18 protein-coding genes and 1 pseudogene are annotated in these 20,196 nt (G+C 65.6%); 17 read left to right on the forward strand and 2 right to left on the reverse strand.

The genetic code is table 11. From position 1 onward, the window contains the following. The first annotated feature begins 135 nt into the window (after positions 1 to 135). A complete protein-coding gene (locus FG93_RS27795; RefSeq protein ID WP_043241240.1) occupies positions 136 to 993 on the forward strand; it encodes a D-amino-acid transaminase in 858 nt (285 codons plus the stop codon). Here FG93_RS27795 and guaD read toward each other — a convergent pair. Next, the gene (gene guaD, locus FG93_RS27800; protein ID WP_152579668.1) at positions 954 to 2,294 is read right to left on the reverse strand and encodes a guanine deaminase; all 1,341 of its coding nucleotides are present in this window, start codon (positions 2,292 to 2,294) and stop codon (positions 954 to 956) included. The two genes, FG93_RS27795 and guaD, sit on opposite strands and share 40 nt — an antisense overlap. Positions 2,295 to 2,411: 117 nt before the next feature. On the opposite strand from guaD, the gene xdhA reads away from it, so the two are divergent. The 15 genes from xdhA to FG93_RS27875 all read left to right on the forward strand — a co-directional run bounded on the left by xdhA (position 2,412) and on the right by FG93_RS27875 (position 18,367). Further along, positions 2,412 to 3,890 carry a xanthine dehydrogenase small subunit gene (gene xdhA, locus FG93_RS27805; protein WP_043241244.1) on the forward strand — a complete coding sequence of 493 codons (1,479 nt, stop codon included), beginning with the start codon at positions 2,412 to 2,414 and terminating at the stop codon, positions 3,888 to 3,890. After that, positions 3,883 to 6,234: a xanthine dehydrogenase molybdopterin binding subunit gene (gene xdhB / locus FG93_RS27810; protein WP_043241247.1), complete on the forward strand. Its 2,352-nt coding sequence runs from the start codon at positions 3,883 to 3,885 to the stop codon at positions 6,232 to 6,234. Before xdhA ends, xdhB begins: the two co-directional genes overlap by 8 nt. Next, positions 6,231 to 7,109 carry a xanthine dehydrogenase accessory protein XdhC gene (gene xdhC / locus FG93_RS27815; RefSeq protein ID WP_081881950.1) on the forward strand — a complete coding sequence of 293 codons (879 nt, stop codon included), beginning with the start codon at positions 6,231 to 6,233 and terminating at the stop codon, positions 7,107 to 7,109. The genes xdhB and xdhC overlap by 4 nt, the downstream gene beginning before the upstream one ends. Further along, on the forward strand, positions 7,090 to 8,655 hold the full coding sequence (locus tag FG93_RS27820; protein WP_052514291.1) for an ABC transporter ATP-binding protein: 1,566 nt from the start codon (positions 7,090 to 7,092) through the stop codon (positions 8,653 to 8,655). The genes xdhC and FG93_RS27820 overlap by 20 nt, the downstream gene beginning before the upstream one ends. Then, positions 8,648 to 9,724: an ABC transporter permease gene (locus FG93_RS27825; RefSeq protein WP_043241617.1), complete on the forward strand. Its 1,077-nt coding sequence runs from the start codon at positions 8,648 to 8,650 to the stop codon at positions 9,722 to 9,724. The genes FG93_RS27820 and FG93_RS27825 overlap by 8 nt, the downstream gene beginning before the upstream one ends. Further along, positions 9,724 to 10,647: an ABC transporter permease gene (locus tag FG93_RS27830; RefSeq protein ID WP_043241255.1), complete on the forward strand. Its 924-nt coding sequence runs from the start codon at positions 9,724 to 9,726 to the stop codon at positions 10,645 to 10,647. The genes FG93_RS27825 and FG93_RS27830 overlap by 1 nt, the downstream gene beginning before the upstream one ends. Before the next feature lie 30 nt (positions 10,648 to 10,677). Further along, on the forward strand, positions 10,678 to 11,757 hold the full coding sequence (locus tag FG93_RS27835; RefSeq protein ID WP_043241258.1) for a BMP family ABC transporter substrate-binding protein: 1,080 nt from the start codon (positions 10,678 to 10,680) through the stop codon (positions 11,755 to 11,757). 218 nt (positions 11,758 to 11,975) lie between these two features. Continuing rightward, positions 11,976 to 13,145 (forward strand): ABC transporter substrate-binding protein, encoded by a 1,170-nt coding sequence (locus FG93_RS27840; RefSeq protein WP_043241260.1) that lies wholly within the window; start codon positions 11,976 to 11,978, stop codon positions 13,143 to 13,145. A 349-nt stretch (positions 13,146 to 13,494) separates the two neighbouring features. Beyond that, positions 13,495 to 14,421 carry a branched-chain amino acid ABC transporter permease gene (locus tag FG93_RS27845; protein ID WP_043241620.1) on the forward strand — a complete coding sequence of 309 codons (927 nt, stop codon included), beginning with the start codon at positions 13,495 to 13,497 and terminating at the stop codon, positions 14,419 to 14,421. Then, positions 14,418 to 15,413: a branched-chain amino acid ABC transporter permease gene (locus tag FG93_RS27850; protein ID WP_043241263.1), complete on the forward strand. Its 996-nt coding sequence runs from the start codon at positions 14,418 to 14,420 to the stop codon at positions 15,411 to 15,413. The genes FG93_RS27845 and FG93_RS27850 overlap by 4 nt, the downstream gene beginning before the upstream one ends. Then, the gene (locus FG93_RS27855; RefSeq protein ID WP_043241266.1) at positions 15,406 to 16,155 is read left to right on the forward strand and encodes an ABC transporter ATP-binding protein; all 750 of its coding nucleotides are present in this window, start codon (positions 15,406 to 15,408) and stop codon (positions 16,153 to 16,155) included. Before FG93_RS27850 ends, FG93_RS27855 begins: the two co-directional genes overlap by 8 nt. A 3-nt stretch (positions 16,156 to 16,158) precedes the next feature. Then, on the forward strand, positions 16,159 to 16,857 hold the full coding sequence (locus FG93_RS27860) for an ABC transporter ATP-binding protein (RefSeq protein WP_043241270.1): 699 nt from the start codon (positions 16,159 to 16,161) through the stop codon (positions 16,855 to 16,857). A 14-nt stretch (positions 16,858 to 16,871) separates the two neighbouring features. Beyond that, positions 16,872 to 17,330, forward strand: a complete 459-nt coding sequence (locus FG93_RS27865) for a cupin domain-containing protein (RefSeq protein WP_043241273.1) — start codon at positions 16,872 to 16,874, stop codon at positions 17,328 to 17,330. A 103-nt stretch (positions 17,331 to 17,433) separates the two neighbouring features. Beyond that, positions 17,434 to 17,778 carry a hypothetical protein gene (locus FG93_RS27870; RefSeq protein ID WP_152579669.1) on the forward strand — a complete coding sequence of 115 codons (345 nt, stop codon included), beginning with the start codon at positions 17,434 to 17,436 and terminating at the stop codon, positions 17,776 to 17,778. Between the two features lie 223 nt (positions 17,779 to 18,001). Next, the gene (locus tag FG93_RS27875; protein ID WP_043241623.1) at positions 18,002 to 18,367 is read left to right on the forward strand and encodes a PilZ domain-containing protein; all 366 of its coding nucleotides are present in this window, start codon (positions 18,002 to 18,004) and stop codon (positions 18,365 to 18,367) included. 10 nt (positions 18,368 to 18,377) lie between these two features. Here the strand turns inward: FG93_RS27875 and FG93_RS27880 are convergent, their stop codons facing one another. Beyond that, positions 18,378 to 19,619, reverse strand: coding sequence for a flavin-dependent oxidoreductase (locus FG93_RS27880; protein WP_043241281.1), 1,242 nt, complete (start codon positions 19,617 to 19,619; stop codon positions 18,378 to 18,380). 277 nt (positions 19,620 to 19,896) lie between these two features. Here FG93_RS27880 and FG93_RS27885 point away from each other — a divergent pair. After that, positions 19,897 to 20,181, forward strand: a pseudogene (locus FG93_RS27885) (HU family DNA-binding protein); the annotation flags it as partial. Between the last annotated feature and the right edge of the window lie 15 nt (positions 20,182 to 20,196).

Genomic DNA, 20,196 nt, shown 5'->3' on the forward strand with positions numbered 1-20,196 from the left:
TCGGGCCTGGCGCTCGACATTCCGGCGCCCCAGTGTTGCGCCAAACGCCGATCTGCAAGCCGGCTTTGGCACTCGCCTCCCGCACGCGCCTCCGCTACCAATGCCGGCGTTCCTGCAACCACGAGACCGAAGCCGATGAGCCGCATTGTCTATGTGAATGGTGAGTACCTGCCCGAGGAAGAGGCCAGGATCTCGATTTTCGACCGCGGCTTCATCTTCGGCGACGGCATCTACGAGGTCTCGGCCGTGCTCGGCGGCAAGCTGGTCGACTGCGACGCGCATCTCGCCCGGCTGGAGCGCTCCTGCGGTGAAATCCGGCTCGCCCTGCCCTGGTCGCGCGCCGAACTGATCGCCATCCATGAAGAGCTGATCAAGCGCAACGATATCGACGAAGGCGGCATCTATCTGCAGGTCTCGCGCGGCGCTGCCGACCGCGACTTCGCCTTCCCGGCAGATGCGGCGCCGACCCTGGTGATGTTCTCGCAGGCTCGCAACCTGAGCCAGGCGCCGGCCGCCAAGACCGGCATCAAGGTCGTCTCCTGCCCGGACCTGCGCTGGGCCCGCCGGGACATCAAGAGCGTCAACCTGCTCGGGCCGGTGCTGGCCAAGCAGTTCGCCGCCGAGAGCGGCGCGCAGGAAGCCTGGCTGGTGGAAGATGGCGTCGTCACCGAAGGCGCGTCCTCGACCGCCTGGATCGTCAAGGGCAAGACGCTGATCTCGCGTCCGCTCACAAACAAGGTCCTGCCCGGCATCACCCGCAAGGCCGTTCTGGCTTTCCTGGCCGAAACCGGCTTCACCTTCGAGGAGCGCACGTTCACGCTGGATGAGGCGCTCGATGCCGAGGAGGCCTTCATCACCTCGGCCAACAGCTTCGTGATGCCGGTGGTCTCGATCGACGGCCACACGGTCCATAATGGCGCGCCGGGACCGACGGCGATCCGCCTGCGCGAGATCTATATCGACTTCGCCAGAAAGGGTGGCGTGCTGGGCTGAATGCCCACCCGCTCCCCCGCGACATAGGTCGCGGCGACATTGCGCTCGTCACCCAGCGTGACGAGCACGAACAGCTCCTCGGCGAGATCCCGCACCGTTTCCAGCCGGTGCGCCATGGCCCGCGTCGCAGCGGGGTCGAGCACCACGACATCCGCCTCACGGCCGGGCTCGAGCGAGCCGATGAGATGATCGAGCCCGAGCGCCACCGCATTGCCGCGCGTGATCGCATGCAGCGCTGCGAACGCGGAAAGCGACTGGCCCTGCAGCTGCAGCACCTTGTAGGCCTCGGCCATGGTCCGCAGCATCGAGTAACTGGTGCCGCCGCCGATATCGGTCGCGACCGCAACCCGCACGCCTTCCCGCTTCGCCCGGGCCCAGTCGAACAGACCTGAACCGAGAAAGAGGTTCGACGTCGGACAGAACACGGCGACGGCTCCAGCCTCGGCAAAGGCCCGCCATTCATGCTTGGTCATGTGGATGCAGTGGCCCATCAGGCTCTTGGCGCCGAGCAGGCCGTAATCCCGGTAGATGCCGGCGTAATCATCGGCATCCGGGTAAAGCTGGCAGGCGAACGAGATCTCGGCCTGGTTCTCGTTGATATGGGTCTGGACGAAGCAGTCCGGATGTTCCGAGGCGAGCCGCCCCGCGGCCGCGAGCTGCTCGGGCGTCGAGGTCACCGCAAAGCGTGGCGTGATCGCATAGAGCTGGCGTCCCCTGCCGTGCCAACGCTCGATCAGGGCCTTGCTGTCGGCATAGCCGCTCTCGGCCGTGTCGGTCAGTGCTGGCGGGGCGTTGCGGTCCATCATCACCTTGCCGGCGATCATCCGCGTGTTGCGGCGCTCGGATTCGGCAAAGAAGGCGTCTGCCGACTGGCGGTGGACAGAGCAGTAGACCGCCGCCGTGGTGGTGCCGCTTGCCAGCAACTCGTCCAGCAGGAAACGCGTCAGCTTCTCCGGATGTCCCTGCTGCGCCAGCTTCTGCTCCTCGACGAACGTGTATTTGTTCAGCCATTCCATCAGCTGCGCACCATAGGAGGCGATCACCTGCGTCTGCGGCATATGCAGATGCGCATCGATGAAGCCCGGCATGATCAGGTTCGGCCGGTGATCGACGATCTCCGTCCCCTCCGGCAGCGTTGGCAGCAGCTCCGAACTGTTGCCGACGGCCTCGATCAAACCATCGGCGATGAGGATCAGGCCGTCCTCGATATGGCGATGCGCCGCTTCGCCCGTGAGCTCGGGATCGTCGACGAACCAGAGCAGGCGGCCACGCAGGGCGCGAAGGCGACGGTCTTCGTTCACAGGCTCGTGCTCCGGCTCAAAATCAGGTCATATCTGCACCAAATCAAAGCTTTCGGCCAAGCGCCGAACATGCCTAATCTGGAGGCATGATTTGGATCTGTGAGCGGCTGGGCCGCCATGCGTGAGATAGTGCGCTTCCTCTGTGGCGATGAGCTGGTCGAGATCGCGTCCTGCGATCCGACGCTGACGCTGCTCGACTGGCTGCGCCTCGAGCGCCGCGCGACCGGCACGAAGGAAGGCTGCGCCGAGGGCGATTGCGGAGCCTGCACGGTTGTCATCGGGCGGCTCGATGGCGGCCGGTTGCGCTATGAGGCGATCAACGCCTGCATCCGCTTCCTGCCGACGCTCGACGGCTGCCATCTGCTCACCGTCGAGCACCTGAAGAGCGCCGACGGACGCCTGCACCCGGTGCAGCAGGCGTTGGTCGATTGCCATGGCTCGCAATGCGGCTTCTGCACGCCGGGCTTCGTGATGTCGCTCCTCGCGCTCTGGCTGAACGAGACCGCGCCGGACCTCGCGCGAATCGAGGACGCGCTCGCGGGCAATCTCTGCCGCTGCACCGGCTACGAGCCGATCATCGCCGCGGCACAGCGCCTCTACGAAGGCGCCGACCGGGCGCAGGATCGCTTCGCCCTGGCGGCGCCCGGCATTGCCTCCCGGCTACACGCTTTTGCGGATCAGGAGACGCTGACACTCGCCCATGGCGCACGGCGCTTCCTGTCCCCGGCAACGACTGACGCCCTGGCTGATCTCGTCATTTCCCATCCCGAGGCGATCCTCGTCGCTGGCGCGACCGATGTCGGTCTCTGGATCACCAAGGGGATGCAGCAGCCGCAAACCACCATCCATCTCGGTCGCATCGAGGCCCTGCGTGCGGTCAGCGACGAGGGCGAGCATCTGCGCATCGGTGCCATGGCGAACCTTATCGACGTCCGCAAGGCACTGATGGCGCTCTCACCGCAGCTCGACGAGCTGATGCGCCGCTTCGGCGGCGAACAGGTGCGCAATGCCGGGACGATCGGCGGCAATATCGCCAATGGCTCGCCGATCGGCGATCTGCCGCCTGCGCTGATCGCGCTCGGTGCAACCCTGGTGCTGCGGCGCGGCACTGAGCGGCGCGAGCTGCCACTCGAGGATTTCTTCCTCGACTATCGCCGGCAGGACCGGAAGCCGGGCGAATTCGTCGAGGCCGTGCTGGTACCAAAGCTGCGTACCGACGCCCTGTTCCACATCTCGAAGATCTCAAAACGCTTCGATGAAGACATCTCGGCGGTTTGCGGCGCCTTCCTGCTACGTCTCGACGAAGCCGATCGGGTGAGCGAGGCAAGGCTCGCCTATGGTGGCATGGCCGGTATCCCCAAACGGGCCGCCGCCGCGGAAGCCGTGCTGCTCGGGCGGGATTGGGACGAGGCTGCTATTGCGGCCGCTATCGCCGCTCTGCCCCAGGATTTCACACCGATGACCGACATGCGCGCCTCGGCGGCGTACCGCCTCAAGGTGGCTGGCAATCTCCTGCGCCGGTTCCTGATCGAAACGACGGCACCTGACGTCAACACGCGGGTCGCCGGCCTGCTCGCGGAGGCCGCCCATGGCTGATGCGCGCAAGCGGCTTGAGACAGAGGCCGTGGCCGGGCCGCTCGGCCGGGCCAGCAATCATGATTCCGCCGCCAAGCATGTCGCGGGTGAAGCTCTCTATATCGACGACATCGCCGAGCCGGCCGGCCTCGCGCATGCGTATCTCGGTCTTTCCGAGGTCGCGCATGGGCGCCTGATATCGCTCGACCTCGCGGCCGTGCGCACGGCCCCCGGCGTTCTCACCGTGCTGACGGCAGAGGATATTCCGGGTGCGAACGACATCAGCTCGACGCATCGGCATGACGAGCCTGTCTTCACGACACGGAACATCCTGCATCACGGCCAGCCGCTCTTCGCGGTCATCGCGGAAACGCGGGATCTGGCGCGCCGCGCCGCCGGGCTGGCCAAGGCGACCTATGAGGAAGCCACTCCCCTCCTCGACGTTGCAGCGGCCCGCGCGGCCGGCGGCGAGCTTGTCACCGACCCGCTGAAACTGGAGCGCGGCGATGTCGCCGGCGCACTGGCAGCGAGCCCGCGCCGGCTCAAGGGGGCGATGGAGATCGGCGGGCAGGATCATTTCTATCTGGAAAGCCAGATCGCGCTCGCCATCCCGGGCGAGGACGAAGACATGCTGGTGCTGTCCTCGACGCAGCATCCGAGCGAAGTCCAGCACATGGTCGCGCAGGTGCTCGGCGTCGGTTCCCACGCCGTTACCGTCGAGGTCCGGCGCATGGGCGGCGGCTTTGGCGGCAAGGAGACGCAGGCCAATCTCTTCGCCTGCGTCGCCGCGCTCGCTGCCCGCAAGCTGAAGCGACCGGTGAAGCTCCGGCCCGACCGCGACGACGACATGGTCATCACCGGCAAGCGCCATGACTTCGTGGTCGATTACGAGATCGGCTTCGATGACGAGGGGCATATTCACGCGGTCGACGCCGTCTATGCGGCGCGCTGCGGCTGGAACGCCGATCTCTCGGGCCCGGTCACCGACCGCGCGCTGTTCCACATGGACAACTGCTATTTCTATCCGGCGGTGCGCGGACGTTCGCAACCGCTGCGGACCCACACGGTTTCGAACACGGCCTTCCGCGGCTTCGGCGGGCCCCAGGGCATGGTCGGAGCAGAACGGTTCATCGAGGAGGTTGCGTTTGCGACCGGGCTCGACCCGCTCGAAATCCGCAGGCGCAATCTCTATGGCGCGATCGGTCGCGACATCACGCCCTATCACCAGCAGGTCGAGGACAATATCGCCGGAGAGGTGATCGCCGAGCTTGAACGGCGTTGCGATTACCGTGCGCGCCAGACTGCCATCCGTGAGGCCAACCGCAAGAGCCCGGTCATCAGGCGCGGCATCGCGCTGACCCCGGTCAAGTTCGGCATCTCCTTCACCGCGACCTGGTACAATCAGGCGGGCGCCCTGGTGCATGTCTATACCGACGGGACGGTGGCGCTGAACCATGGCGGCACCGAGATGGGCCAGGGCCTCCATGTGAAGGTGGCGCAGGTCGTGGCGCAGGCCTTCGGGATCGGCCTCGACCGGATCAAGATCACCGCGACGACCACCGGCAAGGTGCCGAACACCTCGGCGACGGCCGCTTCCTCCGGCTCCGATCTCAACGGCATGGCCGCGCTCGATGCCTGCGAGACGATCAAGGCACGGCTCATCGCCTTCGCGTCGAAGCGCTGGGAGGTTTCAGCCGAGGAGATCGCCTTTCTGCCGGGCCGGATCAGGATCGGCACGCAGGAGATGAGTTTCGCCGAATTGGTCGCGGCGGCCTACATGGCCCGCGTCCAGCTCTCGGCAACCGGCTTCTACGCGACGCCGAAGATCCATTGGGATCGCAAGGCCGGGCGCGGCCACCCGTTCTATTATTTCGCCTATGGTGCGGCGGCGGCCGAAGTCGCGATCGATACGCTCACCGGCGAATACAAGGTCGAGCGGGTCGACATCCTGCATGATTGCGGCACCTCGCTGAACCCGGCGATCGACAAGGGCCAGATCGAGGGCGGCTTCGTGCAGGGCATGGGCTGGCTCACCACCGAGGAACTCTGGTGGGACGACAGGGGCCAGCTCAAGACCCATGCGCCCTCGACCTACAAGATTCCCGTCGCCTCCGACCGGCCGCGCATCTTCAATGTCGATCTGCTGGAGAAAGCGCCCAATCGTGAGCCGACGATCCATCGCTCGAAGGCGGTCGGGGAGCCGCCGCTGATGCTGGCGATCAGCGTGCTCCACGCCTTGTCGGACGCGGTCGCGAGCGTCGGCGACCACCGCTTCTGTCCCCGTCTCGACGCGCCGGCGACGCCGGAACGCATCCTCGATGCGGTCGACCGCATGCGGGAGCAGGCACGAGGCGCGGCACCATGACCGGGCTGGCGACTTTCCTCGAAGCCCATCTCGAGCAAGGCGCCATCCTTGTCAGCATCGAGCGTGCTGAAGGATCGACCCCGCGCGAAGCCGGCGCGACAATGATCGTCACCAGCGAAGACAGCTTCGGGACGATCGGCGGCGGCCAGCTCGAATTCCACTGCACCGACATCGCCCTTGAGATGCTGGCGAGCGGCGAGACCTCGCGACGCCTCGATATTCCGCTGGGGCCGCAGATGGGCCAGTGTTGCGGCGGCCGGGTCGGTGTCGTGCTGGAACGGGCCAGGCCACCCCATCTCGCTACCCTCCAGGCTGCCGAAGCGGCAAGACGCGCGGCGCAGCCTGCCGTCCTCATCCTCGGCGCCGGCCATACCGGGCGCGCCCTTGCCGAGGCCCTCATACGCCTGCCGCTGACGGTCATTTTGATCGACGACCGCGAAGGCCGCATGCGCGATCTTCCCGATGGGGTTGCATGGCTGCGACTGGACGACCCGGTCGAGGCCATCGCCTCGGCCCAGCCCGGTACCGCCTTCGTCATCCTCTCCCATAGCCATGCGCTCGATTATCGACTGACCGAGGCTGCGCTCCTGCGCGGGGATGCCGCCTATGTCGGCATGATCGGCTCTAGAACAAAGCGCGCGCGCTTCGCGGCCAGCTTTCGCCGGCTCCACCCTGCAAGCGATGCCTTGACACGCCTGACCTGCCCGATCGGCGGGGACGATGTGGACGACAAGCGCCCCGAGGTCATTGCTGCCTTGACGGCAGCCGAACTGGTGCGGAGCTTGCTTGCCAAGCAACAGGCTTCCGGGCAAAGCGTGGCGCAGGCCCGACAGGGTCCGGGGAGAAGGGCAGGAGATGACGGCGTCGCCGCATGACAGGACGGATACGCCGCCCCGACTCGTGCTGTCGGGCGTCTCCAAGAGCTTTCCCGGCGTGAAAGCCAATGATGACATCAGCTTCAGCGTAAAGCCCGGCGAGATCCACGCCCTGCTCGGCGAGAACGGGGCTGGCAAGTCGACGCTGGTCAAGGTCATCTACGGCGTTCAACAAGCTGATTCAGGCAGCATTTCCTGGGATGGCCAGCCTGTTTCGATCCCCTCGCCCAAGGCGGCGCGGCGGCTCGGCATCGGCATGGTCTTCCAGCATTTCTCGCTGTTCGATGCGATGACGGTGATCGAGAATATAGCGCTCGGCCTCGACGAGGCCGTGGATCGCGAGGAGCTGAAGACCCGCGTCGCCAAGGTTCTGCAGAGCTATTCGCTGCCGCTCGATCCCGAGCGCGAGGTCCATACGCTCTCGGTGGGCGAGCGCCAGCGCATCGAGATCGTCCGCTGCCTGCTGCAGAAACCAAGGCTCCTGATCATGGACGAGCCGACTTCGGTCCTGACTCCGCAGGAGGTCGAGCGACTGTTCGAGACCCTGCGGCAGATCGCGTCCGAAGGCTGCTCGATCCTCTACATCAGCCACAAACTGCACGAGATCAAAGCCTTGTGCGACACCGCCACGATCCTGCGCGCCGGCCGGGTCGTCGCGACCTGCGATCCCCAGCAGGAGACGACACGGCGCATGGCCGAGTTGATGATTGGCGCCGAACTGCGGCAGATCGAGAACACCCATTCCGGCAGGATCGGCAAGCGACGGCTGATCGTTTCAGGTCTCACCCTGCCCGGCGAACCGCCCTTCGGCACCAGCTTGCGCGACATCAGTTTCGAGGCACGGGCCGGCGAGATCCTCGGCATCGCCGGTGTTGCGGGCAACGGCCAGGCCGAACTGCTCGGCGCCCTGTCGGGCGAGCGCCTCAGCGCGGTGCCGAACGCCATCATGCTCGACGGCAAACCCGTCGGCAGCGAGGGGGCGGGCGCGAGGCGCAGCGCCGGCCTCGCCTGCGTTCCGGAGGAGCGCAACGGACACGCCGCAGTGCCCGACTTCTCGCTGGCCGAGAATGCCATCCTGACGGCGCGCTACCGGCTGCCTCTGGCACCACGCGGCTTCATCCGCCTTGCAGCGGTCCGGCGCTTCGCCCAAGCCGTCATCGGCCGGTTCGATGTGCGCACCACCGGCCCCGGCTCTCCCGCCCGCGCCTTGTCCGGGGGCAATCTGCAGAAATTCATCATGGGCCGCGAGATCGGCCAGGAGCCAGGGGTCCTCGTGGTCTCGCAGCCGACCTGGGGGGTCGACGCGGGCGCGGCAGCGGCGATCCGGCAGGCGCTGGTCGATCTGGCGGCGAAGGGCTCTGCGGTCGTGGTGATCTCGCAGGACCTCGATGAACTGCTCGAGCTGGCCGACCGGCTCAGCGTCATCAATGAGGGCCGGCTCTCGCCCCCGCGTCCGGTCGCGGAGCTCGCGATCGACGAGATCGGCCTGATGATGGGCGGCGTCCATGGCGCAGCGCAGGCCGAGGGAGCGCCACTTCATGCTTGAATGGCGCCGCCGCCGCGAACCAAGCCGGGCGATGCTCTATCTGAGCCCGCTGATCGCGATCGCGCTCACCATGGTGACCGGCGCCATGGTCTTCACGGCGATGGGGTATGACGGACTGACCGCGGTCTTCGACTTCTTCCTCGTGCCCTTCCTCGAGCCGCATCGCTGGCCGGATCTCGGCGTCAAGGCTGCGCCGCTGGTGATGATCGCGCTCGGCCTCGCCATCGGCTTTCGCGCCAATGTCTGGAATATCGGCGCCGAGGGCCAGTACATCATGGGCGCCATCGCCGGCACCGGCGTTGCCCTCGCAACCTATGAGATGAGCGGCTGGTGGATCCTGCCGGCCATGGCTCTCGCAGGCATCCTCGGCGGCATGGCCTGGGCCGCAATCCCGGCGCTGCTGCGCGTCAGGCTTCAGGTCAGCGAAATCCTGACCAGCCTGATGCTGACCTATGTCGCGGTGCAGGCCCTGTATTATCTCGTGCGCGGCCCGTGGAAGGATCCGGACGGCTTCAACTTCCCGCAAACGCGAATGTTCACGGCCGATCAGACGCTGCCGGTCATCATCCCGGAGACGCTCGTCCATCTCGGCATTCCGCTTGCACTCCTCATTGCTGTGATTGCCTGGCTTGTGATCGAGAAGACGACTGCGGGCTATGCGGTGAAGGTTGTCGGCCTCGCACCGGCTGCGGCGCGTCACGGCGGCTTCAGCGCGGAACGGACAACCTGGGTGACGATGCTGATCGGAGGCGGGCTCGCGGGTCTTGCGGGAATCTTCGAGGCGGCAGGCCCCTTCAGCCAGCTCACCCCGCAATTCCCGGTCGGCTACGGTTTCACTGCCATCATCGTTGCCTTCCTCGGCCGCCTGCATCCGCTCGGCATCGTGCTTGGCGGTGTCGTTCTGGCCGCAACCTATGTCGGCGGCGAGATCGCCCAGACGACCGTCCGGCTGCCACAGGCCGCGACCGGCATGTTCCAGGCAATGTTGCTGTTCTTCCTGCTCGCGACCGATGTGCTGGTCCGTTATCGCATCGCCTTCAGGGCACGGCCGGCAAAGGTCTTGCCTTGATGAACAGCGTGATCCTGGTCTCGATCATCATGACCCTCGTCGCAGCGTCGACGCCGATCCTGCTCGCGGCGCTCGGCGAGCTCGTCGTCGAGAAGTCCGGCGTCCTCAATCTCGGTGTCGAGGGCATGATGCTGACCGGAGCCGTTGCCGGCTTCGCGGTCGCCTTCAGCACCGGCAGCGTTGCGCTCGGGCTCGTCGCCTCCGTGATCGCCGGCATTGCAACCGCGATGATCTTCGCCGTTCTGACCCTCAGCCTGACCGCCAACCAGGTCGCGACGGGCCTGGCGCTGACGATTTTCGGCGTCGGCGCCTCCTCGCTGATCGGCGCCGGCTTTGTCGGCCGCACGATCGATCGTCTCGGACCCTTGTTTCCCGAAGTGCTTGCCAGCCATCCCTGGCTGCGCGCGCTCTTCGGGCACGACATCATCGTCTATCTCTCGCTCGCCCTGGTTCTCGGCGTGAGCGTCTTCCTGCGTCGGACGCGCGCAGGATTGATCCTGCGAGCGGTCGGCGAGAATGATGCCTCGGCCCATGCCATCGGCTATCCCGTCATTGGCATCCGCTATGCGGCGATCGCCTTCGGCGGCGCGCTTGCAGGCCTTGGCGGCGCCTATTTCTCGCTGGCGCTGACGCCGATGTGGGCTGATCGCCTCACGGCCGGGCGCGGCTGGATCGCGCTCGCGCTCGTCGTCTTCTCCGCCTGGAAGCCCGGCCGGCTCCTGCTCGGAGCCTATCTTTTCGGCGCGGTAATGACCTTCGAGCTTCAGGCGAAGGCTGCCGGCATCACCTGGCTCGCGCCGGAGGTGCTGGCGATGGCTCCCTATCTTGCGACAATCCTGGTTCTGACGATGATGTCGCTCGGTCGCAAAACGGGCCGGCTCGATGCGCCCGCCTGTCTCGGCAAACCCTTCTCGGTGTCCTGACGACGCCGCCAACCCATGGGGAGAACAACCATGTCATCCATCATCACCCGCCGCACGCTCGTTGCCGGCGCCGCCGCGGCCTCCACCCTGCCCCTGCTCGGCCGCAGCGCCTTCGCGCAGGCGCCGCTTGGTGTCGGCTTCATCTATGTCGGTCCGGTCGGCGATCATGGCTGGAGCTGGACGCATGATCAGGGCCGCAAGGCGCTCGAGAAGCAGTATGGCGACAAGATCAAGACCAGCTTCATCGAGAACGTCGCCGAGGGGCCGGATGCGGCGCGCGCGCTGCGCCAGCTGGCGCAGGCCGGCAACCAGCTGATCTTCGCGACCTCCTTCGGTTTCATGAACCCGACCATCCAGGTCGCAAAGCAGTTCCCGAAGCTGAAATTCGAGCACGCCACCGGCTATCAGCGCGCCGAGAACGTCGCGACCTACAATGCCCGCTTCTATGAGGGCCGCGCCGTGATCGGCACGATTGCGGGCCACATGTCGAAGAGCGGACAGGCCGGCTACATCGCCTCCTTCCCGATTCCGGAGGTCGTGATGGGCATCAACGCCTTCACGCTCGCCGCCCGCAAGGTGAACCCGAACTTCAAGACCAAGGTCATCTGGGCGTCGACCTGGTACGACCCGGCCAAGGAAGCCGACGCCGCCAAGGCGCTGATCGACCAGGGCGCCGATGTGATCACCCAGCATACCGACAGCCCCGCCGCCCTGCAGGCGGCCGAGCAGCGCGGCGTCTTCGCCTTCGGCCAGGCTTCCGACATGAGCGCCTTCGCCCCCAAGGCGCATCTCTCGGCGATCGTCGACGACTGGTCGGGCTACTACATCAAGCGCGTCAAGGACGTCATGGACGGCAGCTGGAAGTCCGGCGACGTCTGGGGCGGGATCAAGGACGGTTTCGTCAAGCTCGCCCCCTTCAATGCCGCGGTGACGCCGGCTGCACGCGCAGCCGCGGAAGAGGTCCAGAAAGGCATCGTTGCCGGCACGCTCCACCCCTTCACCGGCGAGCTCAAGGACCAGAAGGGCGTGTTGCGCCTCAAGTCCGGCGAGACGGCCTCCGACGAGATGCTGTCGAAGATGGACTGGTACGTCGAAGGCGTGCAGGCCTGAGCCCGCAGACCGCCTTTTCCCGACGTCATCCCGACAGCCCTGTCGACACTTCGGCTGACCGGGATGACGGAGGCGGCATGACACGCCGAACGATTCAGCATCAAAGCCTCTTGCAGATATTTTAAGCTTGAAACAAAATGGGGAACATACCGGCTGGAAGGGGATGGGGATCTCCGCTGGCCAGTAGGCTCCTTGCAGGTCCCGGGAGGACATCGGACATGAAGCTCAAACTCGCATTGTCTATCGGCACGGCGCTCATTGCGCTGGGGATTGCCGGCGCACAGGCCCAGGAGCCGATCAAGATCGGCGTCGTCAGCGTTCTTTCCGGCCCGCAGGCCGCGCTTGGCCAGCAGTTGCGCGATGGCTTCCAGCTCGCAGTCGACCAGATGGGCGGCAAGCTCGGCGGACGGCCGGTGCAGATCACGGTGATCGATGACGAGCTGAAGCCCGATGTCGCAGTCGGCAAGGTTCGCGGCTTCGTCGAGGGCGGCAAGGTCGATTTCGTCGTCGGCCCGGTGTTCTCGAACATCCTGGGCGCGATCGCCAAGCCGGTTCTGGACTCCGGCGCGGTACTGATCAGCCCGAATGCCGGCCCTTCGACGCTCGCAGGCAAGGCCTGCCACCAGAACTTCTTCGTGACCTCGTACCAGAACGACCAGGTCCACGAGGTGCTGGGCAAATACGCGCAGGACCAGGGCTTCAAGCGCGCCTACATCATGGCGCCGAACTACCAGGCGGGTAAGGACTCGCTCGCAGGCTTCAAGAACTATTTCAAGGGCGAGGTCGTCGACGAGGTCTATGTCCCGCTGAACCAGCTCGATTTCTCAGCAGAGCTCGCCAAGATCGCCGCGGCCAAGCCCGACGTCGTCTTCGCCTTCATGCCGGGTGGTCTCGGCGTGAATCTGGTCAAGCAGTGGTCGCAGGCCGGCCTGCAAGGCAAGATCCCGTTCCTCTCCGCTTTCACGGTCGATGAATCGACCCTGCCCGCACAGCAGGACGCAGCGGTCGGCCTCTTCGGCGGCATGACCTGGGCGCCCAACACGGACAATCCGCAGAACAAGAAGTTCGTCGCGGATTATGAGGCTGCCTACAAGATCGTGCCCGGCTCCTACGCCATGCAGGCTTATGATGCCGCCCTGCTGATCGACTCGGCGGTCAAGGGCGCGGGCGGCACGGCAGACAAGGACAAGCTGCGAGCCGCGATCAAGAAGGCCGACTTCAAGTCGCTGCGCGGCAACTTCAAGTTCAACACCAATGGCTACCCGATCCAGGACTTCTATCTGGTCAAGGTGGCCAAGCGCGCGGACGGCAAGTTCCAGACCGAGATCGCGCAGAAGGTGTTCTCGGACTATGCCGACCCGCATGCGAAGGATTGCGCGCTGAAGTGAGGAGACTGCCCGGGGGAGCTCGTGTCCCTTCGTCTCTCTGGGAGGAGAGAACAGCTTGGATGATGGCAGGGTGCCGGAGAGCATCCACCCGTCATCGGAGCAGGACATCAGCTCCCCTTGGCGACATCCTCGCCCTCGCCGCCCCTGCCCTTTCCGGGGAAGGGAGCCCGTGTCTGACTTGCGTCCCGCTGCGGCCGCCGAGAGCATGCTGCGAAAAAGTGGCAACGGTTTTTCGCATAAAGCATGCTCTAAACTATGAGAATCGATCACGTTTTCTGCGTTTGGACGGTTTCGTCCAAACGCAGCGTGATCGAGGGGCGTGCCGCGCCAGTCAACGAACATCGAGCTGATGACCACCAGTCTCCTCATCGTCCAGATCCTGAACGGATTGCAGCTCGGCATCCTGCTGTTCCTGGTGGCAGCGGGGCTGACGCTGGTCTTCGGTGTCATGGATTTCATCAATCTGGCCCATGGCGTGCAGTACATGCTGGGCGCCTATCTCGCCGTGACCTTCGTCGGGCTGACCGGGAGTTTCGTGCTGGGGCTGTTGCTCGCGCTGGCGGCAGCGCTCGTCATCGGGCTTGCCCTCGAATTCCTGGTCTTCCGCCATCTCTATGAACGCGATCATCTCGACCAGGTTCTCGCGACCTTCGGGCTCATCCTGCTCCTGAACCAGGGCGTCAAGATCGTCTGGGGTGCGGCCCCCCTCTCCGTCCCGGTCCCGGGATTCCTGTCGGGCTCGGTGCGGTTGATGGACGGCATTCTCTATCCGACCTACCGCTTCGCCTTGATAGGCGCCGGCCTGGCGGTCGGCGGATTGCTCTGGTTCATCGTCGAGCGGACGCGCACCGGCATGCTGCTGCGGGCCGGCGCCTCGAACGCGCCGATGGTCTCGGCACTCGGCGTCGATATCCGCAAGCTGTTCATGGTCGTCTTCGCCTTCGGAACCATGCTGGCCGGATTTGCCGGCGCGATGGCGGCACCGATCCTTTCGGTCGAGCCCGGCATGGGCGACACCGTGCTGATTCTCGCCTTCGTCGTCATCGTCGTCGGCGGCATCGGTTCGATCCGCGGCGCCTTCGTCGGCGCGCTGATCGTCGGACTGGTGGACACGCTCGGGCGCTCGTTCATGAACGACCTGCTGCGCCTGTTCATGAGCGCCCCCTCGGCCCGTGCGACCGGAGCTGCGCTCTCTTCCATGCTGATCTATCTGGTGATGGCCATCGTCCTGTTCGTGCGCCCCGAAGGCCTGCTGCCCGCCAAGGGCCGGACATGAGCGCGGCGCCCACCATCGCCGGCGCAGCCGGGCCTGCCCAATCCCGGCCAAGGTCGCGCCCGGTCCTGGCGCTGGTGCTCTTCGCAGCGCTCGCACTCGTCCCCGTCGCCGTCTCGCTCGGTGTTCCCGCCCATTGGCTGTCGCTGGTGACGCGGGCGATGATCTTCGCCATCGCGGCCCTGTCGCTCGATCTCATCCTGGGTGTCGGCGGGCTGGTCTCCTTCGGGCATGCCGCCTTCATCGGCATTGGCGCCTATGTGACCGGCATCATGATCACCGAGGGCCGCACCGAGACGCTGCTGATCCTGCCCGTGCTCTTCGTCATCTGCGCCCTCTTCGCGGCGATCACAGGCGCGGTCTCGCTACGCACGCGCGGCGTCGCCTTCATCATGATCACGCTGGCCTTCGGGCAAATGGTGTTCTTCCTGGCGCAGGCGCTTTCCGCCTATGGCGGCGACGATGGCTTGACGCTCCATGCGCACAGCACGATCGCCGGCTTCGACATCGCCGCAAGCCGGACCGGCTTCTTCTACATCGTGCTTGGCGCGCTTGTCGGCTGCTACGGGCTGGTCCGCATCATCGTCGCCTCCCGCTTCGGCCGCGTGCTGCGCGCGGCGCGCGAGAACGCGACCCGCGTGACCGTGACCGGGTACGATGTCGGGCGCGTGCGCCTCATCGCCTATGTCATCAGCGGCATGATCGCGGGCCTGTCCGGCTTCTTCCTCGCCAACCAGACCGAATTCGTCAGCCCCGCCTTCATGTCCTGGCAGCGCTCGGGCGAATTGATCTTCATGGTGGTGCTCGGCGGCGTCGGCTCGCTGCATGGCGCGATCATCGGCGCGCTCGCCTTTCTCTTCGCCGAAGACGTGCTCGCCGGCATCACCGAGCACTGGAAGGCGATCTTCGGGCCGCTCATCGTTCTCTTCGTGCTGTTCACGCGGGGCGGCATCGTCGGCATCCTCGCAAAGATGCGGGGAAACAGCGATGGCTGAGCCCGTTCTCGTCCTCGATGGCGTCCGCAAGTCCTTCGGTGCCCTGAAGGTGACCGACGGCGTCAGCTTCTCCGTCGCTCCGGGCGAGTTGCATGCGCTGATCGGCCCGAACGGTGCCGGCAAGACTACGCTCGTGCACCAGATTTCCGGCATGCTGCGTCCGGACGCAGGCAGCATTCGCTTTCGCGGCACCGACATCACCGGACTGTCGCCGGAGAAACGCGCGCGCGCCGGGCTCGCTCGCACCTTTCAGATCACCTCGACCATCGCTTCGCTCTCGGTGCTGGAGAACGTGGCTCTCAGTGTGCAGGCGCGGGCGACACATCCGCTGGCCCTGTTCCGCAACGCAGCCCGCGACGAGCGCCTGAACGGCCCCGCATGGGCAGCGATCGCCTCAGTCGGGCTCAGCGAGCGAGCGCATGTTCCGGCCGGCCGGCTCTCGCATGGCGAGAAACGCGCGCTCGAGATCGCGATGGCACTGACCCTCGAGCCAGCTGCGATTCTGCTCGACGAGCCGCTGGCCGGCGTCGGACACGAGGAAGGCGCGCGCCTGATCGCGCTGCTGAAGAGCCTCAAGGGCCGCTACGCCATGCTGCTGGTCGAACACGACATGGAGGCGGTGTTCGCGCTCGCGGACAAGGTCAGCGTGCTGGTCTATGGCCGTGTCGTCGCCTCGGGTGATCCGGCCGCCGTGCGTGCCGACCCGACCGTGCGCGAAGCCTATCTCGGCGAGGAGGGCTAGGGCATGCTCGTCGTCGAAGCTCTGGATGCCGGCTACGGCGAAGCGCAGATCCTGTTCGGCGTCGATCTTGCGATCGCCGAGGGCGAGGTGGTGACGTTGCTCGGCCGCAACGGCATGGGCAAGACCACGACGATCCGCGCCATCATGGGACTGATTCCGGCCAGGGCCGGCCGCATCAGCGTCTCCGGCCGCGATCTGACCGGCGCTCCGCCCTTCCGGATCGCGCAGGCCGGAATCGGCTTGGTGCCGGAAGGCCGCCAGATCTTTCCGACGCTCAGCGTGGAAGAAAACCTGATCGCCACGGCAGCCAGCCGCTTCGGCACGCCACGCTGGAATATCGAGCGCATCTACGCATTCCTGCCGCGCCTCAAGGAGAGGCGGACCAATCGCGGCAACCAGCTTTCCGGCGGCGAGCAGCAGATGCTGGCGATCGGCCGGGCCCTGATGACCAACCCCAAGCTGGTCATTCTCGACGAGGCGACGGAAGGGCTGGCGCCGATCATCCGCCAGGAAATCTGGTCCTGCCTTGCCGCGCTGAAAGCTGACGGCGAATCCATCCTGGTCATCGACAAGAATGTCGACGCGCTGGCCAGGATCGCCGATCGACATATCGTCCTGGAAAAGGGCCGCGTCGTCTGGCGCGGATCGAGCGACGACTTGCGCAGCGACAGCGCTGTGAAAGATCGCTTCCTGCACCTTTAGAGAAGGAGAGACCGATGAAGCCACTGACAGCCGGCGTAACGAGGGCCAATCAGGGCATCGATGCCATTTCGTGGAACATTCTCGGCCAGACTTATGTCCCCAAGACACTGAGCCAGGATAGTTTCTCCTGGCATGCGACCTTCCCGCCCGGCACCTTCGTACCGCCGCATGTCCACCCGACGCAGGACGAGTTCATCTATCTGCTCGAGGGCCGACTTGATCTCGTTCTCGATGGAGAGGAAGCGCATGCCTTGCCCGGCGACCTGATCCGCCTGCCGCGCAACGTTCCGCACGGCATCTTCAACAAGAGCGACAGCCCGGCAAAGTGCCTGTTCTGGGTCGCACCCACCGGCCGCCTCTACGACCTGTTCTGGGCGATCCATTCGATGCCGGAGCAGAACCCCGCAGAGGTCGTCGCGCTCGCCGCCAAATACGAGATCGACTTCCTGCCGCCGCCTCCAGACGGGGCGTGACGAACCTGCCGGAAACGGAAAGTCCGGCACCAGCGGAACCCGGGCCCGTGCACCCTGCGTTCATCTGCCGGCGCTAATCTGCCGCAATGATGGAGGTTGGAACATGAGGAAGGCGACGCTTTCCCTTGGCTTGCTCGCCGCGTTAGCAGCGGGCAACGCTACAGCAATGCCAGTCCCGGCGCTCGGCGAAGCGGGCCTGCCGCTCACGCAGGCCCAGATGCGCTGCAACGAATTCCGCTGCATCAACCCGCGCACCGGCGTCTACACCGAAAGCACCTGCGACTATCGCGGCTGCTATCCGAGCAGCCGCCCGCGTGGACGGCTTGGCCCTTATGGCGAGGACTATCGCTTCGGCCGCCGGCGGTTCGACAATGATGACGACTATCCGCGCTACCGGGGATATCGCCGCGACCGCTATCGCGATGACGACGATGATGATGACGATTGATTCGCGCGTGGACGCCTTGCCGTTCGCGTTCGAGCACGATCGGCGATCCGAAATGCGGCGGCTTGGGAGGGCAACGAACGCGGAACGGCGCCCGAGAGGATTTTGCTGAACAGCCGTTAAGGTTAAGGCAAGGTTAAAGCTGCAAGGCTCGGGTTAAACTGGCAATTCTCGCTCTTACGTAGCGGCACGCAAAATGCGTGCGGCAGAAGTTGGGGGCGGCATCATGACGACCGAACGCCGTGAAGCACCACGGCAGCGTACCTTGCTGGGCGCGCGTATCGTTTTCAACAACCGCCATTCCACGCTCGACTGCGTGGTGCGCAACCTTTCCGACGCAGGCGCTATGTTACTCATCTCCGATGCTATTGCCTTGCCGGCAGCATTCGAGCTTGAGATCGAGCATAAGCGGCGCGTCTACGGCGCGCGCTTTCGGTGGCGCGATGGCGAGCGGGTCGGGATCGCCCTGGACGGGCGGCCTTCCTCAACCGCCGAAATCGTGCCCCTCGACCAGGCCCGTCGCCTGAAGCAATGCGAACAGAACAACGCGCAGCTCAAGGCACGCATTCAGCAACTGACCGAAGCCGGCTGATCAATCCGTTTCAGCGCCGGGTCAGTTGCTCCGGTGCAAAGCCGGCCTTGCCGGCATAGGATTTCACGATCGCCTCGCGCCGGGCGTAGCTCATGACCCGTTCGACATCGTCGAAGCCGTTCGGCGCGAGCGCCTCGACGGCGTCGATTACCCGTTCCGGGCCGCCGATCCGGTTCAAGGCCACAATTTGCGCGGTTGCAGGCAGGCGCACCGCCTCATAGGCCGCCAGTGCCTGGCGCGGATGCTCGCTGCTGACCAGCGCATCGGCAAGCGCGCGCGCATCGAGAATCGCCTGCGAGGCACCGTTGGAGCCGACCGGATACATCGGATGAGCGGCATCGCCGAGCAGCGTGACGCGGCCATGGGTCCAGCGCGGCAGCGGATCGCGGTCGCACATCGGGTAATCCCAGAATCCGGGAGAGGCCTGGATCAGCGCAAGGATATCGACGCCGGGAATCGAGAAGCGACGCGCATAGGGCAGTACATCCTCAAGCCTGCCCGGTTTCGACCAGGCCTCCTTCGGAGGCGGCTTCGCCGGATCGCCGGTCCGGATATTGACGACCCAGTTGGTCAGGCGAGTGCCGGGCTTGCTGCCCGCAGCGATCGGATACAGCACCAGCTTTCCGGCCATGCCGCCGGCGATGATCATGCTCTCGCCGTCGAGGAAGGCCGGCCAGTCACAAGCCCCGCGCCACATCTGCACGCCATTCCAGCGCGGCGCCCCCTGGTTCGGAAAATATTGTCCGCGCACGCTGGAGTGGATGCCATCGGCGGCGATCAACACGTCGGCACGCGCCGTCTCGCCAGCCTCGCCGCGCCGTGCATCGGTAAAATGGGCAGTCACGCCGCCCTCGTCCTGGACGAACCCCTGCAGCCGGCGCCCGGTTCGCAGAGCCCCCTCCCCCAGGCGCTCGCGCACAGCCGCGCAGATCACGCCCTGCAAGCGGCCGCGATGAATCGAGAACTGCGGCACCGGCGCCCCGGCATGGAGCCCGCGCGGCTCGCGCCAGACAGTCTGGCCAAAGCGGTTCATGTAGATGAGTTCGCGCGTTCTGATCGCGACGGCATCAAGCGCCGGCAGCAGGCCGATCTCGGCCAGTTCGCCGATCGCATGCGGCAAGGTGTTGATGCCGACGCCGACCTCGCGGATCTCGCTCGACTGCTCGTAGACGGTTGCGGCAATGCCGCGCGCGTGCAGCATCAATGCGAGCGTCAGGCCGCCGATTCCGCCTCCGACGATGACAACCTTCATGCGTCCCCCCGCATCAGCATTCATTATTTTAAACTTGAAATAACAGGGTGAGATTTGTCAATGACTCCTGTCATGGTGGCCGCACCGCTGATTTTTTGCACTCCTGAGGCGGGAACGAAGCGAAATGCTGTGCGTATCTAGCCCCAATGCCGTGTTTTTGGACGCCAACCGTGCCAAGTGGCAGTTTCGCACAGGGCGGACATGCAGTCGTCGCGCGATTCGCGGCGGCAGCAGGAGTTAGCATCCTCCCCAGCGACGACTAACCAACACCGTTCTTCAGGAGACTTTCATGACCAAGAACGAACTGATCGCCGCCATCGCCGACGAAACCGGCAAGACCAAGACCGACGTGTCCGCCATCCTCGGCTCGCTCGCAGCCGTTGTCGCCAAGACGCTGAAGTCCGGCGACGATGTCACCCTCGGCGGCGTCGGCAAGCTGTCGGCGGCCAAGCGCGAAGCCCGCGAGGCCCGCAACCCCTCGACCGGCGCCATGATCAAGGTTCCGGCCAAGACCGTCGTCAAGTTCAAGGTCACCAAGGACCTTGCCGACGCAGTGGCGTAAGCCGATCCTATTTTA

It is taken from the genome of Allobosea sp. LC85 (genome assembly GCF_000735605.1).
Lineage (GTDB): Bacteria > Pseudomonadota > Alphaproteobacteria > Rhizobiales > Beijerinckiaceae > Allobosea.

Bases quoted from the DNA above. Each gene is read 5' to 3' on its own strand.
- FG93_RS27825 (WP_043241617.1), top strand. From the start codon at position 8,648: ATGCTTGAATGGCGCCGCCGCCGCGAACCAAGCCGGGCGATGCTCTAT.
- FG93_RS27855 (WP_043241266.1), top strand. From the start codon at position 15,406: ATGGCTGAGCCCGTTCTCGTCCTCGATGGCGTCCGCAAGTCCTTCGGT.
- FG93_RS27880 (WP_043241281.1), bottom strand. From the start codon at position 19,619: ATGAAGGTTGTCATCGTCGGAGGCGGAATCGGCGGCCTGACGCTCGCA.
- FG93_RS27820 (WP_052514291.1), top strand. From the start codon at position 7,090: ATGACGGCGTCGCCGCATGACAGGACGGATACGCCGCCCCGACTCGTG.
- FG93_RS27850 (WP_043241263.1), top strand. From the start codon at position 14,418: ATGAGCGCGGCGCCCACCATCGCCGGCGCAGCCGGGCCTGCCCAATCC.
- FG93_RS27830 (WP_043241255.1), top strand. From the start codon at position 9,724: ATGAACAGCGTGATCCTGGTCTCGATCATCATGACCCTCGTCGCAGCG.
- FG93_RS27860 (WP_043241270.1), top strand. From the start codon at position 16,159: ATGCTCGTCGTCGAAGCTCTGGATGCCGGCTACGGCGAAGCGCAGATC.
- FG93_RS27875 (WP_043241623.1), top strand. From the start codon at position 18,002: ATGACGACCGAACGCCGTGAAGCACCACGGCAGCGTACCTTGCTGGGC.
- FG93_RS27845 (WP_043241620.1), top strand. From the start codon at position 13,495: ATGACCACCAGTCTCCTCATCGTCCAGATCCTGAACGGATTGCAGCTC.
- xdhA (WP_043241244.1), top strand. From the start codon at position 2,412: ATGCGTGAGATAGTGCGCTTCCTCTGTGGCGATGAGCTGGTCGAGATC.
- FG93_RS27795 (WP_043241240.1), top strand. From the start codon at position 136: ATGAGCCGCATTGTCTATGTGAATGGTGAGTACCTGCCCGAGGAAGAG.
- FG93_RS27865 (WP_043241273.1), top strand. From the start codon at position 16,872: ATGAAGCCACTGACAGCCGGCGTAACGAGGGCCAATCAGGGCATCGAT.
- xdhC (WP_081881950.1), top strand. From the start codon at position 6,231: ATGACCGGGCTGGCGACTTTCCTCGAAGCCCATCTCGAGCAAGGCGCC.
- FG93_RS27840 (WP_043241260.1), top strand. From the start codon at position 11,976: ATGAAGCTCAAACTCGCATTGTCTATCGGCACGGCGCTCATTGCGCTG.
- xdhB (WP_043241247.1), top strand. From the start codon at position 3,883: ATGGCTGATGCGCGCAAGCGGCTTGAGACAGAGGCCGTGGCCGGGCCG.
- FG93_RS27870 (WP_152579669.1), top strand. From the start codon at position 17,434: ATGAGGAAGGCGACGCTTTCCCTTGGCTTGCTCGCCGCGTTAGCAGCG.
- FG93_RS27835 (WP_043241258.1), top strand. From the start codon at position 10,678: ATGTCATCCATCATCACCCGCCGCACGCTCGTTGCCGGCGCCGCCGCG.